Origin of the sequence: Vibrio sp. RE86 (genome assembly GCF_013114545.1) — a bacterium.
GTDB lineage: Bacteria > Pseudomonadota > Gammaproteobacteria > Enterobacterales > Vibrionaceae > Vibrio.
In genome coordinates, this window is the sequence record NZ_VTXI01000006.1 from 20,240 (window position 1) to 35,780 (window position 15,541).

A 15,541-nucleotide genomic window follows, 5' to 3' on the forward strand; every position below is an offset into this window, starting at 1 on the left:
GGGCTATTTTTATGTTGTTTACATGTTCCTAAAGAGGAAGGTTGATGGACGCATTAGAAAGAAAGGTTCCACCTGTCGCTTTATTTGTGTTGTTTGTCGTGATGATCAATCACATCAGTCATGAGTTCCAATTCTTCACAACGGACTTACCACTGAATGGCGTTGTGTTTACTATCTGCTTTCTTTTGGCCGGAGTGGTTGGCCTATCTGGCGTGTATGAGTTTCGCAGAGCGCAAACGACGGTTAATCCGGTTAAAGTCGATAATGCTTCAAGCGTTGTAGATTCGGGTATTTTCTCCTGCACTCGAAATCCAATGTATCTTGGCCTTTTTTTACTACTTTTCGGTTTCGCATACTGGCAGCAAAACCTGTTATCGGTGGGTTTCTCTTTCTCCTTTGTGCTCTACATGAATCGCTTTCAAATCAAACCTGAAGAACAAGCCTTAGAATCCTTGTTTGGTGCGGAATATCTAGATTATAAACAGCGAGTTAGGCGTTGGATTTAAGTGTTTGATTCGGTTTAGGTCTCAATATTGATTTAACACTCAAAATTATGTGATTTCGTACAAAAATCAGTTATAACTACTATTCTTCTATGGTGAGAATTTATATCATTTATTGGTTTTATAAAATCAATAGGAAATTGATATGTCACGTTGGTCTATTCCTACTGCTTTGGGTTGTGCGTTGTTTGCAACTCAAGTGTCTGCAGTAGAAGTCTCTCCTCGAATCATTGATGGTTCAGATGCAAGCCCCTCTGATTGGAACTACATCGCTGCACTTGTCTATAAAAATCAAGATGCTTACCAAGGGCAGTTTTGTGGTGGTAGCTTAATTAAGGATCGTTATGTACTAACTGCTGCGCACTGTGTCGATGATCTAAAAAAAGCTGGCCTTGATGTGATTGTTGGAATTAATGATCTTAACAACGCAGCATCTGAAGGTACTCGAGTGTCAGTGAAATCGATATTCGTCCACCCAGATTATGATTCGGTGTCTTTAAACAATGATATCGCTGTACTTGAGCTTTCACGAGCGATTACCACCAATGAAGCGTCACCTGTTTCGATTGCGACCTCAGCCACGCGAGAGGCGACTGCCGATGACACATCACTCAAAGTTGCAGGGTGGGGCTCTACAACTCCTGAGTATGGCAATCCCACTTCGCCAACAATCTTACAGGAAGTAACCGTCCCGTTGGTAAACCAACAAACGTGTAGCCAAGCGATGAGCGGTGTTGCCAGTAACACCGATAGTCCTAGCTTTTGCGCAGGTACACCAAACGAAGGTTATGACTCTTGTCGTGGTGATAGTGGCGGCCCAATTGTTGTAGAAAATACAGGAGTTCAGTTAGGGTTAGTTAGTTGGGGTAACACTCGCTGTGGTGAGCAAGGCAGTTATGGTGTCTACACTAACCTGAGTAAATACCGTTCTTGGGTCGATGAAAAGACCGCAGGCTTGAGCTTTGTACAGTATGAAGACAAAGGTTATTTAGATCTTGGCACCTATAGTCACACCTTTGAGTTTACCAACTACAGTAACGATTCATTCTCATTTGGCATTCCACCTTCTCTAAACTCCTCGACTGCTGAGAACGTGAGCGTAACTAGCAACTCTTGCCTCGATAATATTTGGTTGGCGGTCGATCAGTCGTGTGCAATCACCATTTCGTATGAGCTTACACGTTATGGTGCGACGTCATTTACTATGACCTTGAGTTACTATCAAAATGGATATATATCAGAAAATATCACGATTGGCGTTGAGGCTGCGGTTCCAGGTGATGTGTCGTTGGCCTCTAACTTGAACTTGAGTGGCGTTAATGTCTACACCGACGACAATCCATGGACAATAAATGGTTCAGATGGTGTCAGGTCTGCAGCAATCAATCATTCTGAACAATCTACGCTGATTCTCGATGGCATTTCAGCCGGTGTGTACGAGTTTGATGTTCGACTTGCGACAGAGGCCTATGCGGACGTCCTTTATTTGTACATCAATGGTGAATCTCAAGGAAGCGGAGTCAGTGGTGAGAGAAGTTTTACTCACGAAGCCACATTACCGTTTGAATCGAACACGATTAAATTTGTTTATCAGAAAGACCATTCGATAGACACGGGTGAAGATGCTGCTTTTGTGAGTAACTTTAGACAATCAGGAACAGTGACAACCAATAGCGCATCGACCGGTGGGTCTGGGGGTGGTGGCAGCCTTGGCTGGTTTAGTTTGTTACTGCTATTGCTATGTAAAAGAAGACGATAACAACAAAGCCCTGCGATTGATGCAGGGCTTTTTCATATTGATTGAAAGATCTTCGGTTAGCTGTTGAGGATACTTGGCAGGAGTGATTCAGGCATCAAATGATTATGAACCGCAAGTTTTAGCAGCGCATTCGCCGCTTCGATATCAGGTGCAAAGTAGCGGTCTTTATCGTAGAACGACACTTTTTCACGCAGAATATGCTTTGCTTCTTCAATGCGAGTTGAGGACTTGTTAGGCGCTCTAAAATCCAACCCTTGAGCTGCCGATAGATATTCCACGGCTAGAATACCGCGTGTGTTTTCAGCCATGTCACGTAATCTTCGACCTGCAAACGTTGCCATCGACACGTGATCTTCTTGGTTTGCTGAGGTTGGTAAGCTATCGACTGATGCAGGGTGAGCAAGGGTCTTATTCTCACTTGCAAGAGCAGCAGACGTCACTTGAGCAATCATAAAGCCCGAGTTTACGCCGCCATTATCAACAAGGAATGGTGGAAGTTTAGAGAGCGCACTGTCAATCAACAGCGCCATGCGGCGTTCAGACAAGCTACCGACTTCCGCAATCGCCAATGCTAGGTTATCTGCTGCCATAGCAACAGGTTCTGCGTGGAAGTTACCACCCGAGATAATGTCGCCATCTTCAGCAAACACTAACGGGTTATCAGATACGGAGTTCGCTTCCACTTGCAGGATGTCTGCGGCATTTCGGATTTGCTGTAAGCACGCCCCCATGACTTGAGGCTGACAACGCAAAGAGTAAGGGTCTTGTACCTTTTCACAACCAGTATGCGAATCGCCAATTTCACTGCTGATATCAAGTAAATGTCTGTAAGCTAGAGCTGCGTCCATTTGACCACGGTGACCGCGCACTCGGTGGATACGTGGATCGAACGGACGACGACTACCTAGGGCAGCTTCGACAGACATTGCACCACACACAGTCGCTGAAGCAAACAAATCTTCGGCAGCAAAAAGCCCCTCTAAAGCAAAAGCGGTAGACGCTTGCGTGCCGTTAAGTAGTGCTAAGCCTTCTTTAGGGGCTAGTGTTATTGGCTCTAGACCTGCGATCTTTAGTGCCTCAATACCCGAAATTACTTTCCCGTTATGGCGAGCTTGGCCTTCACCCAGTAGTACAGTACTCATGTGAGCAAGAGGGGCTAGGTCGCCAGAAGCACCCACAGAACCTTTTTGAGGTACGCAAGGGTAGACTTGAGAGTTCACCAAATCGATTAAGGCTTGAATGACTTTAAGGCGAATACCTGAATAGCCACGTGAAAGACTGTTGATTTTAAGTACCATCATAAGTCTAACTGTCTCATCGGACATGAACTCACCAATACCAGCTGCATGGGAGAGGACAATACTCTTTTGCAGTGTCTCTAGATCCTCTGGAGCAATACGAGTGTTTGCAAGCAAACCAAAACCGGTATTGATCCCATAGACCGTTCTATCTTCAGCGATGACTTGCTCGACCACTTGCATGCTTTCCTCGATTGCAGGAAAAGCTTCTGGGTCGAGAGAGAGGTTGATAGGCGAACGGCTAATTTGACGTAGCAACGGCAAGTTCAATTGTCCCGGTTTGAGAACGAGGTTTAACATCATCATAATCCTTATTTAAGCTTGCGCAGTTCTTCGTTTAGCATAGGTAGATCGAGCTCTTGTGTTGCCGCACACTGCTTAGCAATGTCATAACCCGCATCTGCATGACGCATAACACCCGTTGCTGGGTCGTTGTGCAGAACACGAGCGATACGTTGTGATGCATCTTCACTACCGTCACAGCAGATAACCATACCAGAGTGTTGTGAAAAGCCCATTCCAACGCCACCACCGTGATGCAAAGAAACCCAAGTTGCACCGCCAGCGGTATTAAGCAGAGCATTAAGTAGTGGCCAGTCTGATACTGCATCAGAGCCGTCCATCATACCTTCAGTCTCTCGGTTAGGACTCGCTACCGAGCCAGAGTCTAAATGGTCACGTCCAATCACAACCGGCGCTTTTAGCTCGCCGTTTTTAACCATTTCGTTGAACGCTTGGCCTAGGCGCTCACGATCTTTAAGTCCAACCCAACAAATTCGAGCAGGTAGGCCTTGGAACTGAATACGTTCACGCGCCATATCTAACCAGTTGTGTAGATGTGGGTTATCTGGAATCAGCTCTTTCACTTTCTGATCTGTTTTGTAGATATCTTCTGGATCGCCAGATAGTGCAGCCCAACGGAAAGGCCCAATGCCTTCACAGAAAAGTGGGCGGATATAAGCAGGTACAAACCCAGGGAAATCGAAGGCATTCTCGACACCTTTCTCAAGAGCCATCTGGCGAATGTTGTTTCCGTAATCGAGAGTCGCAGAGCCGCGCTCTTGAAGCGTCAGCATCGCTTTAACTTGGATTGCCATTGACTCCTTTGCAGCCTCAACAACCATGCTCTCGTTCTTTTGACGCATATCTGCGGCATGCTCCATAGACCAACCAATCGGTAGGTAGCCGTTGAGCGGGTCATGTGCCGAGGTTTGGTCTGTGGTCACATCCGGCGTGATGTTGCGTTCAACCAGTTCAGGGAAAATGTCAGCAGCATTGCCAAGAAGACCAACGGAAACTGGGGTCTCTGATTCATAGATAATCGCTAACGCTTCGTCTAAGCTTGTGGCCTTCTTATCAACATAACCTGTTCTCAGGCGGTAATCGATACGTGATTCGTCACATTCTACGGCAATCATAGAGAAACCGGCCATAGTTGCAGCAAGGGGCTGAGCGCCACCCATTCCACCAAGACCACCAGTGAGTACCCAACGGCCTTTCGCTTCACCATCAAAGTGCTTCTTCGCCACAGAGACAAAAGTCTCGTAAGTGCCTTGAACAATACCCTGTGACCCGATGTAGATCCAGCTGCCCGCCGTCATTTGGCCGTACATCATTAGACCTTCTTTATCTAGCTCATTGAAGTGCTCCCAGTTTGCCCAATGTGGCACTAGGTTAGAGTTCGCAATCAATACGCGAGGGGCATTCTTATGGGTAGGGAATACACCTACAGGCTTGCCAGACTGAACCAGTAACGTTTGGTCATCTTCCAGACGCTCTAACACTTCAACAATCTTGTCATAACACGCCCAGTTTCTTGCTGCGCGACCGATGCCGCCGTATACCACTAGCGAGTGTGGGTGTTCGGCTACATCTGGGTCGAGGTTATTCATCAACATACGTAGAGGGGCTTCTGTTAACCAAGATTTCGCTCTCAATGTTGTGCCGTGGGGAGCACGAATTGTTCTTGTAGTATCGAGACGCAAGTCATCCGCTTGGCGTTGTGTCATGGTAAAACTCCTTGTTGTTCACGTTATAGAGGCGATTTAGTCCTTGGGACACATGTCGTATCCCCAAGCACTGCCCTTATGTTTTATTTTTCTGAGAAAGCGTTCGCGATATCCCAACACAGACGGGCTGCAAGCCGAGCGGTCTGGCTATCCACGTCGTAGGTTGGGTTATATTCGGCGATATCAGCGATCACCAGTTTCTGTTTGTAATGCAAAATTCTGTCGAGGAAAGGAGAAAGCGTATCGATGCTCACTCCTCTTGCTGCGGGGGCACTTACGCCGGGTGCGGTTGCAGCCGGAAATACATCAAGGTCTATGGTCAGATAGAGGTAATCACAATTGTCGATAAAGTGCTGTAACTGAGTTAAGTGATAGATCTGGTTCAGATGATTGAGATCTTTATCTTCGATATACCAAACACCGAGTTCATCAGCACGGTTAAAAAGCGCTTGGGTGTTACTTGCTCTGCTCACACCTAAGCACGCATAGTGAAACGGCCAGTTATGCTCAGCACAGTAGTGTTGGATCTGATTAAACGGCGTGCCCGAGCTCGGTTTTACGTCGGTGTGCTCGCTATCAAAGGCTCGAAGGTCAAAGTGAGCGTCGAAATTGATGATGCCAATTTTTGGAGGTGTTGCCGGGTTTAAAAATTCAAAGTAATTCGCTAATCCTTTGAAAGAGGCCCAAGCGACTTCATGCCCACCGCCGAGTGTGATAACTGGGGTTGATTTAAGAGCAAGGGCAATAACGTCAGAGCATTTCGACTGGCTCGACTCGAGTAGGTCATCGTCACAGATAACATTGCCCAAATCGATAATAGAACTTGATTTGTGCCATGCCATGTTCGCCAGTGCTCGTCGAATTAAATCAGGAGCACGTTTGGCCCCAATACGTCCCTTATTGCGTGCGACGCCAGCATCGCTACAAAACCCAAGTAGGCTTACCGCATTTCGGTATGGTTGAAGCTCTTCGACCTGAATTTGCTTAATCACATGGTGGACACGTTTACCCTGATCGCCATCTTCAGCGTCATGGCGACCTTGCCAGTGGAACTCTTGGTTGGTTATGAGCGAATTAGACATGTTCGAACTCTCCGGCTACAAGACGAGCAGACAATCGAGGTGCGCCTTGGAAGTAGCTAAACTCCGCTGAGTGAGTGACATCCCATAGCGTAAGGTCGGCATCAAAGCCCACGCAAATCTTACCTCGCTCATGACCATGCCCTAAGGCTTGAGCGGCATTTGTCGTAACACCACGCAAGCACTCTTCGGGAGTTAGACCAAACAAAGTGCAACCCATATTCATCATCATAGTCAAATCTGCGAAAGGAGATGTCCCAGGGTTTAAATCCGTTGCAATCGCCATTGGCACATTGAGTTTACGCAATAGTTCGATAGGAGGAAGTTGCGTCTCTTTTAAGAAGTAGAATGCGCCCGGTAGGAGAGTGGCGACGGTGTTTGACTGTGCTAACGCCTTAACGCCATTTTCGTCCAAGAATTCAATATGATCCGCTGAAAGCCCGCCGTATTGTGCTGCTAGCGCTGTGCCGCCGAGATTAGAGAGTTGCTCGGTGTGCCCTTTGATTTTTAGGCCATGCTCGATGGCGGATTTAAATACACGTTCGGTCTGTTTTAGGTTGAACCCGATCGACTCACAGAATACATCCACGCTGGTCGCGAGCTTATCTTCGGCAACAAGGGGAATAATCTCATTACACACAAGGTCAATATACTTATCAGCCTGACCGGAATATTCAGGTGGTACTGCGTGAGCTGCGAGTAGGGTAGTGGATACTTTAATTTTTCGGTGAGCTTCCAACGCCTTTGCCGCGCGCAACATCTTGACTTCATCATCCAGTGTCAGGCCGTAACCCGATTTAACTTCAATCGAGGTGACACCCGAACGAATCAAACCGTCTAATCGAGGTAGTGCAAGCTCCGTTAACTGCTCAACGCTCGCTTGTCTTGTTGCACGTACCGTTGAAAGAATCCCGCCACCTTGCTTTGCAATCTCTTGGTAAGGCACGCCTTTTAAGCGCTTTTCGAACTCATCGGCTCGGCTGCCAGCAAACACTAGGTGAGTATGGCAATCGATGAAGCCCGGAGTGAGAAGCTTACCTTGGCAATCAAACGAGTTGGTAGATTCGACAGGGTGTTGAGTGATTGATGCAATACGACCCTGTTTAATCACAAGGTTACATGGCGCCGTGGGTGTGTAGCCAGCTTCGCCACTTTCCATAGTAACTAAGCGCACATTGGTTAAAACTAAATCACTCGTTGAACTCATCAGTATGACTCTGTAGTAAATGTATATACAATTATTGGGTCATATTCATCGAGAGTTCAAGTGTGATGTTGCAAAAATGTGATCAGTAAAAAGTACGAAATTCTTTAATTTAGTAATACTTTAGAGCTTAATTTGTATCGAGTGCCAGGATGATAGAGTAATGCAGTGCTTACAAGCTTGTCCTTGCTCCAAGTTCTTCGGTTAAGTAACAAGCAAGGTTCGTTTATTCCAAGGCGCAGTGCCGAGCGTACAGACTCATCGGCGACGATCGCTTCAACGGTATGTTCAATCGCACTTAGTGGGCAATTTTCTGAAAGGTACTGATTGGGCGTCATAACGGAAAAGTCTTGCTCTAGATAGTTAGGAGCATAAGAAGCATTGACCCAGCGAAGTTCTAGTTGAATTGGGGAACTGTCTTCGAAATGGATGATTTCACTGTAAAATACGCGACTGCCTAACATGACACCTAGCTTGGTGGCAACGGCATCGTCCGCAACCAAAGCGACCTGCTTTAGCACTTTGTTGCTGTAGTCTTTGCCCCTTTGTTCTACCTCTTTTGCGATGTTACGAATATCAAGCAGTGGTGACTCCGCTTTATCGTCTGGAGCGCAAACAAATGTGCCAAGGCGAGGGCGTCTGACAAGCCTACCTTCAGAGACAAGATCTCTGATCGCTTTATTAACCGTCATGCGCGATACGCCGAATTGCTCAGTGAGTTCGAGTTCGGTCGTAATGCGGTGTCCAACTGGCCAATAGCCTTTATCAATCTGACTAGAGATAAACTGTTTTATCTGAAGATATAGCGGTGAGTTACTCATGACTTTCTTTGTTTGCATTTATGACTATACAAATGGTTATACATTTGGTGAAGATTTGCAAGTTTATAGGGACTTTCGAGGCATGAATCGGGGAATAGTCGCACGTTTCCACACTAAACCCTAAAAAGAGCTTGCTGATTCAAACCTATTACGTTAAATCATTGGATGTAAACAATTATAAGGATAAGTTATGTTTGGAAAGTTGAAGGCTTCTTTAGGTATTGGCGCTGCGAAAGTCGATACGATTCTAGAAAGTATGTCCCTGTTTCAAGGTGAAGTTCTGAAAGGAACGGTTCACATTAAAGGCGGAGAGGTTGAACAGCAGATTGACGCTATTAACCTAAAGTTATGCACTGAAGTGAAAGTTGAGAGTGATGAAAGCACCAGTTACCAAGACTTTATTATCGGAAAACTTCAAGCAGTCCAGCCTTTTGTTATTCAACCAAATGAAACGAAGCAAGTGCCATTTGAATTCAAATTGGATGATGAAACCCCAGTAACAGCGTTGAATGCGCTCAAAAATCAGTGTCATGTTTGGGTTGAAACGACGTTGGATATCGATTTTGCCATCGATCCTAAAGATCGCGATTTTGTCGAAGTTAAACCGCTCCCTGTTGTCGCTAAGGTACTGAATGCCGTTGAGCAAGCGGGTTTTGGAATGGTAAAAGCAGACGTTGAGAAAGGCTTCCTACGCGGGGGCAATTTCTCTTCGAAATCGGGTTGCTATCAAGAGATCGAATTCCGCAACAATGGTTTCATCAACAAAAAAGAGATTGAATTATCTTTCATCCTAGACGGCGGTTTTGTCCACTGTTTAGCGGAAGTTGACCGCTCGTTGAGTATGCGCGGTGACCAATACATCTCTTTCTCACTAAGTCGTAATGCAAGTGATGCAGACATCACTGCCGCAGTGAATCAGATTCTTTCTGTGTAGCTCCAAAACGGTACCGAAACGCCACACCGAAGGCGATGTCGGTACTGTTATCTGCATTAAACATATTCTCTACTGCTGTTATCTCGACCGCACTGTTTTTCAAACGATAGCGATAGCCCAATGTAAACTCTGTCGAAGGATCCGAGAACTCGCCTCCGTCGTTAGTAACACCCTGATAAACCGCCAACTGACCAATAAAGGTGTGATTGACGAACCATTCATAACGATAACTGGTCGCCAAAGACCAAGTGCTACTTCGATACGGCATTTTTTCAAAAACCGTTGGCGTATTACGGAAAGTGATCGCAGAAGTGACGTCTAGAGCGTGTTTTTGTTGGCGATAGCCATAGTTAATTTGCAACGCTTGTTCGAAATCCGAAGAACTAAAAATGCCATGCTCTGTGTCGTTGTAATAGAGCGAGGCTCCTAGTGAAACACCGTGTTTTTGATGGTTAATCCACTGATACTGAGCGTAGCTTGTTATTGCGTGGCTGAGTGTTTCGCCGCGAAAATTTTCTATCTCAATGCCATAGTTCGGCATGTTGATGACAAAGCGATTGTTAGAGACATCTTTTCGACCATTTTGCTCCAAAGAAAAAAGATCATGAAAACCAATGGTGAGCCCATCCAGGTGGTTGTTTCCAGCATAGTTCCATCGATAGTGGAGATCGATTTGCCATTTATCATTGAGCTGCCACTTTCCGCCTAGAGCGATTTGATTTTGATAGTAGTCGAGTTCGTACTCATCGGTTACAGCCCAAATACTTGATACAGTACCGGAGATGAAAAGCTCGTATTCATCAGCAGGTAATGAAAAGCCTGAGCGAAGAAGAGGAGATAGGTTGTTAGTGTGAAACGGAGACTGCGTATAGCTTTGCACTGGGCCAAAGCCATCGCTAGCCAAAGATGAATTGAAAGCGAGTGAAGCTAGAAGTAAACCGTAATGAGCCCTCATGATTGACCTCCAACGTTTAAACTAGTCTCTTGATAAAAATATAGTTTAAAAGTTAGAGGCTTACCGAAAAAAACGGCCAACCGAAAAGCGGTTAGCCGTTAATGTGTTTTAAGCCGCACTTAAGTGCGTGGTGATGTATGGTTGCCATGCGTTTTGATAGAGCTCTTTTGACTCTCTGCGCATGGTGCGAATCTGAGCGACTTCTAAATCATTGAACTCCCGAGATTCCATTGCTGCTGTGCGTTCAATCTTCTGAATTTTTTCATACAGCGCGTGCTCAGGGCCACTTTTTACGTCAGCGATTGCTTTCAAGTGGAGCTGTACTTCCGCCACTAGGTTTGTTTTTGGTAATTGAACTAACAGATTAAGATCGCGGTAACCAGATTCGCCCGGTTTCTTAAAGCGGTTCTTCACTTTAACGACTGTCGTTTCGCGGTTTAGCACTTCATACGCTGACATCAAGCCTTCAATATCATCAGCAACGATTGTCGCGCGAGCTAGGTCGGTAATGCGATCGGTTTTTCCATCAAGTTCGTAGGCAATTTTCTCTTTGGCACGTTCAGAGGATTTAACGCCAGCGAAGTAAGCGTCAGTTGAGGTCAATAGCGCAGTACTTTTACAGATGGTTTCCAATTCAGCTTGTGCTTGGTGAGCTTTGCTGTAAAGAACATCGAAGTCAGAATACGGTTGAGTTGGGAAAGTCGACATTGATTTAATGCCGTAAAGGCCACTCAGGTTGTGTTTGAATGCTTTGGAGCACACTTCGTTCTGATTAGTAGAACGGCTCTCGTCGTTACCTGGTGCTGGTGGAATAGCGGCAAATGCAGGGGCACGGCTGAGCATTAAAAGCATCAGGGCCGTAGTTCGCAAAAATAGGCTCATTCACTCTCCTTAGATGTGTAGGGCTTAGCTAAAAAGGTGTCGAAAAAAGATTCAATCACTAACGCTACTCATCTCTAATAACTAAATGGGGGTGTTTTTTGCAATTCCAATTGCCAATTTCTGGCTCTTCATAAAATTGAGAAGTGCCTCTCAAATCCCTCTATACCTGTTAGAGCCTTGCCCATCACCAAGGTTCATTCTTAATATGTAACCAAGTATAACCATCTAAAATGAACCTAATCTGAATAGAATGTTAAGAGGCCAAAATTGGGGATACCAACTCCAAAGTGTTTGCTATAGGCTATGCGTAATATAAGTCAGCTATTGAGAATAATAATGAGAGATCCTGAATTTTGGCATGGCAAATGGGCCGCAAATCAGATTGGTTTTCACCTAGAGGATGTGAATCCACTACTTATTGAATATTGGAAGCACACTAAACCAAATCATGAAGACAAAGTGTTTGTCCCTCTGTGTGGTAAATCTGAAGACTTGGTTTGGCTTGCGACTAAACATGCTGATGTACAAGGGGTGGAGCTGAGCAATATTGCTGTTCGTGCTTTCTTTGCTGAACATTTTTACACGCCAATGGTAATGCCAGTTAATGGTCAGCATGAGCTGTTTCAGTTTGATGAGCTCTCCATCTATACTGGGGACTTCTTTACGGCTCCTGTTCAACCTGTAGACATCGTTTATGACCGTGCTTCTTTGGTTGCGCTTCCTCAAGAGATGCGTGTGGAGTATGTGCAAAAGATCAAATCACTGCTCAAGCCAGGTGCGCGAATTTTGTTGGTTAGTCTGGATTACATTCAAGAAGAGATGGCAGGCCCTCCGTTCTCTGTCGCAGAGCTAGAGATTCGTTCATTGTTTGAAGAGTTCAAGGTGACGAAGCTGTATCGTGACGAAGCAGGTGACGATCACCCCAAAATTGCGAAGAAAGGTTTGTCTCGGTTTGCTGAAGAAGTCTATTTGATTGAGATTGAATAGAGATTACATTCTTGCTTAAAAACGAAAGGCTTGGTCATTAACCAAGCCTTTCGAGTTTTGAAAACAAGATAAATTAGTAAATCACTTTTACTTTACTTGCGCTTGCCACCGCATCTTCAATCGATTGTTCAATCGTCTCACGGCGCGTAATTGCAACACCTAGGCGGCGGCGACCGTCAATATCAGGTTTACCAAATAGACGGACTTGAGTCTGAGGAGCAGCCAGTGCTTCTGTTAATCCATCGAATCGAATGTTTTGCGAAGTCCCTTGTCCAAGCACGACTGCCGAAGCTGCAGGGCCGTATTGTGTAATGCTAGAAATCGGCATGCCAGTAAATGCTCGAACATGAAGTGCGAACTCTGAGCTATCTTGAGACATTAATGTGACTAAGCCAGTGTCGTGTGGGCGAGGAGAAACCTCATTGAAGATAACCGTATCGCCTTTAATAAACAACTCCACGCCGAAGATACCGTAGCCGCCCAGTGCGTTAACAACTTTACCTGCCGCATTTTGCGCGGCTTCTAACGCTTTGTCTGACATTGCTTGCGGCTGCCAAGACTCGCGGTAATCACCATCTTCTTGACGGTGACCAATTGGTGCGCAGAAGTGGGTGCCATCAACAGCGCGTACCGTCAGCAGTGTAATTTCGTAATCAAAGTCGATGAAGCCTTCTACGATGACTCGCCCCGCGCCAGTACGGCCACCTTCTTGAGCGTAGTTCCATGCTTTTTCAACGTCTTCTGCGGTCTTAATAACACTCTGACCTTTACCAGAAGAACTCATTACGGGTTTACACACGCAAGGAATACCAACTGCTTCGATCGCTGCAGTGAAGTCTTCGTATGTGTCCGCAAAACGGTAAGGTGAGGTTGTGAGGTTTAGCTCTTCAGCTGCAAGACGACGGATACCTTCGCGGTTCATCGTCAGTTTCGTTGCCTTTGCTGTTGGTACAACGTTTAAGCCGTTAGCTTCAAGTTCAACCAGTGTATCCGTTGCAATGGCTTCAATTTCAGGCACAACGTAATCAGGTTGCTCTTTGTCGATGATGGCTTTTAGCGCGTCGCCATCCAGCATATCTAGGGTATAACTACGATGAGCAACTTGCATTGCAGGGGCATTTTCATAGCGGTCACAAGCGATCACTTCTAACCCTAAACGTTGACACTCAATCGCGACTTCTTTACCGAGTTCTCCCGAACCAAGTAGAAGAACACGAGTTGCATTTTTAGCCGTTGCTGTACCGAACATAATTAACCTTAACGATAAAGAGGATAAGTCATTTGAAGGGCATGATACTGATTACAACGCAAAAAGCAAACGTTTGCGCACCTTGGTTAGGGACTTTTAATCATTGAGACGTTGCTCGAAGGAATCAGCAAAACTTGTCGAAGATCTATGGACTGAAGCGATGTATCTCTCAACTTTAGGATTAATTGTTACTTGATGATGACCTTATTGCGTATTCAATCAAGTAAATCTGTTCGTTTCTCGCTATAATTTGTATCAATCTAGTCACTCTATATATTCGCATTGGCTCTCTTTCATGCAGTACGATCCAAAGAACTCTATAAAAATTCCTATAAATACGTTGACGATCGGCATGTTTGTTACTGCCATCGAGGACAGCAAACGTGTCAATCTTGCTCATGCTGGGCGAGTAAGCTCAAACAATGCGATCAATCAGCTGACCAAAAGTGGAGTGAAGTTCGCTTGGGTTGATAAAGATCTCTCTGCAAAAGGCAGTGTGTTTAAGCCCGTTGAAGACAAAGAGCCAGAGCCGGAAAAAAAGCATGAGTCTCTATCGCCTCTAAAACGAAAGAAGGTCAGTCGTTTCTCTCAACAGAAGAAAGCCCAGAAGATCATTCGAGACGCAAAGGGATTAGCGCAAAAAATCCTTTCTCAAACCTTTGATGGCAAACCAATTGAAGTCGATCAGCTTGATGATTTTGCGGACGATTTAATTGAGTCGGTTTTACTCGATTCTGATGCACTTCACTGTGTGTCTGCGCTGCGCAGTAAAGACGAATATTTACTTGAGCACTCTGTCAATGTAGCCACTTTATTGGTGACATTTGGTAAGCATTTAGAAATGCCTAAAGAATCGCTAAAACAGATGGCGATTGGTGGCATTATCCACGATGTCGGAAAGATCAAAGTCGATGACAAGGTTCTTCATAAGCCTGCTCGTTTAACTGCTGAAGAGTTTGAGCACATGAAGATGCACCAAGTGTATGCCGATGAAATCATCATGAAGGTAGCCGGCTTAAGCGATGTGAGTCGAGATGTTTGCTTGATGCATCATGAAAAGCTTGATGGAACAGGTTATCCAAAAGGCCTTGCTGCTGATGAGATTCCGATTCATGGCCGAATGAGTTGTATCGTTGATATTTACGATGCGTTGACGGCGGATCGTTGTTACAAACAGGGGATGAGTCCAGCCGAAGCGTTTAAGATACTGCTGAGTTTGACACCAAATCATCTCGACAAAGAATTGGTTTACAAGTTTATTAACTGTATTGGTGTTTTTCCGGTTGGTGCGCTTGTTGAATTAAGTGATGGAAGAGTGGGCATCGTCTGGACATCAAATCAGAGCGATCCATTGAAACCTGAGGTTAAATGTTTTTATTCGCAGAAACATCAACGCTTTATTGATGTGAGTTTCGTGAATTTGAAATCGTCTCGAGTCACTATCAAAAAAGCATTAGCGCCAAGCCAACTTAAAATAGATGTTGCTCCATTTTTTGAGGCTTGAGCCAATACATAACAGATATTAAAAAAGCCCCTGATTGATATCAGGGGCTTTTTGGTTTCTGGTTGAGACTGAAGTTTTAAGCGCGCTTCTCTTTGAGAGAGTAATTCACCCCTTCAATCTCGATATCAGTTTTTGCCTTACTAATGCAGGGCAGGATCTCTTGATCTTGTGTATAGGCCATTGCAAAACCAACGTACTCAACTTCTCCTGATACGAGTTTGCAGCGACATGCACCACAGTGACCATCTCGGCAATGGTATTCAGGCTCCAATCCAGCGTTCTCCAATGTCTCCAAAATAGTATTGGATGGATGCGATTCGATTGGCGTTAGTCCACTGATTTTAATGCTAGGCATAA

14 protein-coding genes are annotated in these 15,541 nt (G+C 45.3%); 5 read left to right on the forward strand and 9 right to left on the reverse strand.

From position 1 onward, the window contains the following. Positions 1 to 44 precede the first annotated feature (44 nt). Positions 45 to 506 (forward strand): isoprenylcysteine carboxylmethyltransferase family protein, encoded by a 462-nt coding sequence (locus F0231_RS07640; RefSeq protein WP_171759134.1) that lies wholly within the window; start codon positions 45 to 47, stop codon positions 504 to 506. Positions 507 to 648: 142 nt separating this feature from the next. Then, positions 649 to 2,262, forward strand: a complete 1,614-nt coding sequence (locus F0231_RS07645) for a trypsin-like serine protease (RefSeq protein WP_171759135.1) — start codon at positions 649 to 651, stop codon at positions 2,260 to 2,262. 56 nt (positions 2,263 to 2,318) lie between these two features. On the opposite strand, the gene hutH is transcribed toward F0231_RS07645, so the two are convergent. From hutH to hutC, 5 genes are all read right to left on the reverse strand, one after another. Beyond that, on the reverse strand, positions 2,319 to 3,860 hold the full coding sequence (hutH, locus tag F0231_RS07650) for a histidine ammonia-lyase (RefSeq protein WP_171759136.1): 1,542 nt from the start codon (positions 3,858 to 3,860) through the stop codon (positions 2,319 to 2,321). 11 nt (positions 3,861 to 3,871) lie between these two features. After that, entirely contained in the window at positions 3,872 to 5,569 is a 1,698-nt protein-coding gene (gene hutU / locus F0231_RS07655; protein WP_171759137.1) for a urocanate hydratase, read from the reverse strand. Positions 5,570 to 5,652: 83 nt separating this feature from the next. Then, positions 5,653 to 6,651, reverse strand: a complete 999-nt coding sequence (gene hutG, locus F0231_RS07660) for a formimidoylglutamase (RefSeq protein ID WP_171759138.1) — start codon at positions 6,649 to 6,651, stop codon at positions 5,653 to 5,655. After that, on the reverse strand, positions 6,644 to 7,855 hold the full coding sequence (gene hutI, locus F0231_RS07665) for an imidazolonepropionase (protein WP_171759139.1): 1,212 nt from the start codon (positions 7,853 to 7,855) through the stop codon (positions 6,644 to 6,646). Before hutI ends, hutG begins: the two co-directional genes overlap by 8 nt. A 104-nt stretch (positions 7,856 to 7,959) precedes the next feature. Then, positions 7,960 to 8,673 carry a histidine utilization repressor gene (gene hutC / locus F0231_RS07670; RefSeq protein ID WP_171759140.1) on the reverse strand — a complete coding sequence of 238 codons (714 nt, stop codon included), beginning with the start codon at positions 8,671 to 8,673 and terminating at the stop codon, positions 7,960 to 7,962. Positions 8,674 to 8,863: 190 nt separating this feature from the next. On the opposite strand from hutC, the gene F0231_RS07675 reads away from it, so the two are divergent. Further along, positions 8,864 to 9,607: a sporulation protein gene (locus F0231_RS07675; protein ID WP_171759141.1), complete on the forward strand. Its 744-nt coding sequence runs from the start codon at positions 8,864 to 8,866 to the stop codon at positions 9,605 to 9,607. Here F0231_RS07675 and F0231_RS07680 read toward each other — a convergent pair. Together F0231_RS07680 and F0231_RS07685 are read right to left on the reverse strand one after the other, a co-directional pair. After that, positions 9,573 to 10,562 (reverse strand): DUF3187 family protein, encoded by a 990-nt coding sequence (locus F0231_RS07680; protein ID WP_171759142.1) that lies wholly within the window; start codon positions 10,560 to 10,562, stop codon positions 9,573 to 9,575. The genes F0231_RS07675 and F0231_RS07680 overlap by 35 nt on opposite strands. A 108-nt stretch (positions 10,563 to 10,670) precedes the next feature. After that, on the reverse strand, positions 10,671 to 11,444 hold the full coding sequence (locus F0231_RS07685; protein ID WP_171759143.1) for a RelA/SpoT domain-containing protein: 774 nt from the start codon (positions 11,442 to 11,444) through the stop codon (positions 10,671 to 10,673). A 336-nt stretch (positions 11,445 to 11,780) separates the two neighbouring features. On the opposite strand from F0231_RS07685, the gene F0231_RS07690 reads away from it, so the two are divergent. Further along, positions 11,781 to 12,431, forward strand: coding sequence for a thiopurine S-methyltransferase (locus F0231_RS07690; RefSeq protein ID WP_171759144.1), 651 nt, complete (start codon positions 11,781 to 11,783; stop codon positions 12,429 to 12,431). 73 nt (positions 12,432 to 12,504) lie between these two features. On the opposite strand, the gene purT is transcribed toward F0231_RS07690, so the two are convergent. Then, positions 12,505 to 13,680, reverse strand: coding sequence for a formate-dependent phosphoribosylglycinamide formyltransferase (purT, locus tag F0231_RS07695; RefSeq protein WP_171759145.1), 1,176 nt, complete (start codon positions 13,678 to 13,680; stop codon positions 12,505 to 12,507). A 295-nt stretch (positions 13,681 to 13,975) separates the two neighbouring features. Here purT and F0231_RS07700 point away from each other — a divergent pair, with 295 nt between their 5' ends. Further along, on the forward strand, positions 13,976 to 15,184 hold the full coding sequence (locus tag F0231_RS07700) for an HD-GYP domain-containing protein (RefSeq protein WP_171759146.1): 1,209 nt from the start codon (positions 13,976 to 13,978) through the stop codon (positions 15,182 to 15,184). A gap of 76 nt (positions 15,185 to 15,260) precedes the next feature. Here the strand turns inward: F0231_RS07700 and yfaE are convergent, their stop codons facing one another. Further along, positions 15,261 to 15,539, reverse strand: a complete 279-nt coding sequence (yfaE, locus tag F0231_RS07705; protein ID WP_171759147.1) for a class I ribonucleotide reductase maintenance protein YfaE — start codon at positions 15,537 to 15,539, stop codon at positions 15,261 to 15,263. Between the last annotated feature and the right edge of the window lie 2 nt (positions 15,540 to 15,541).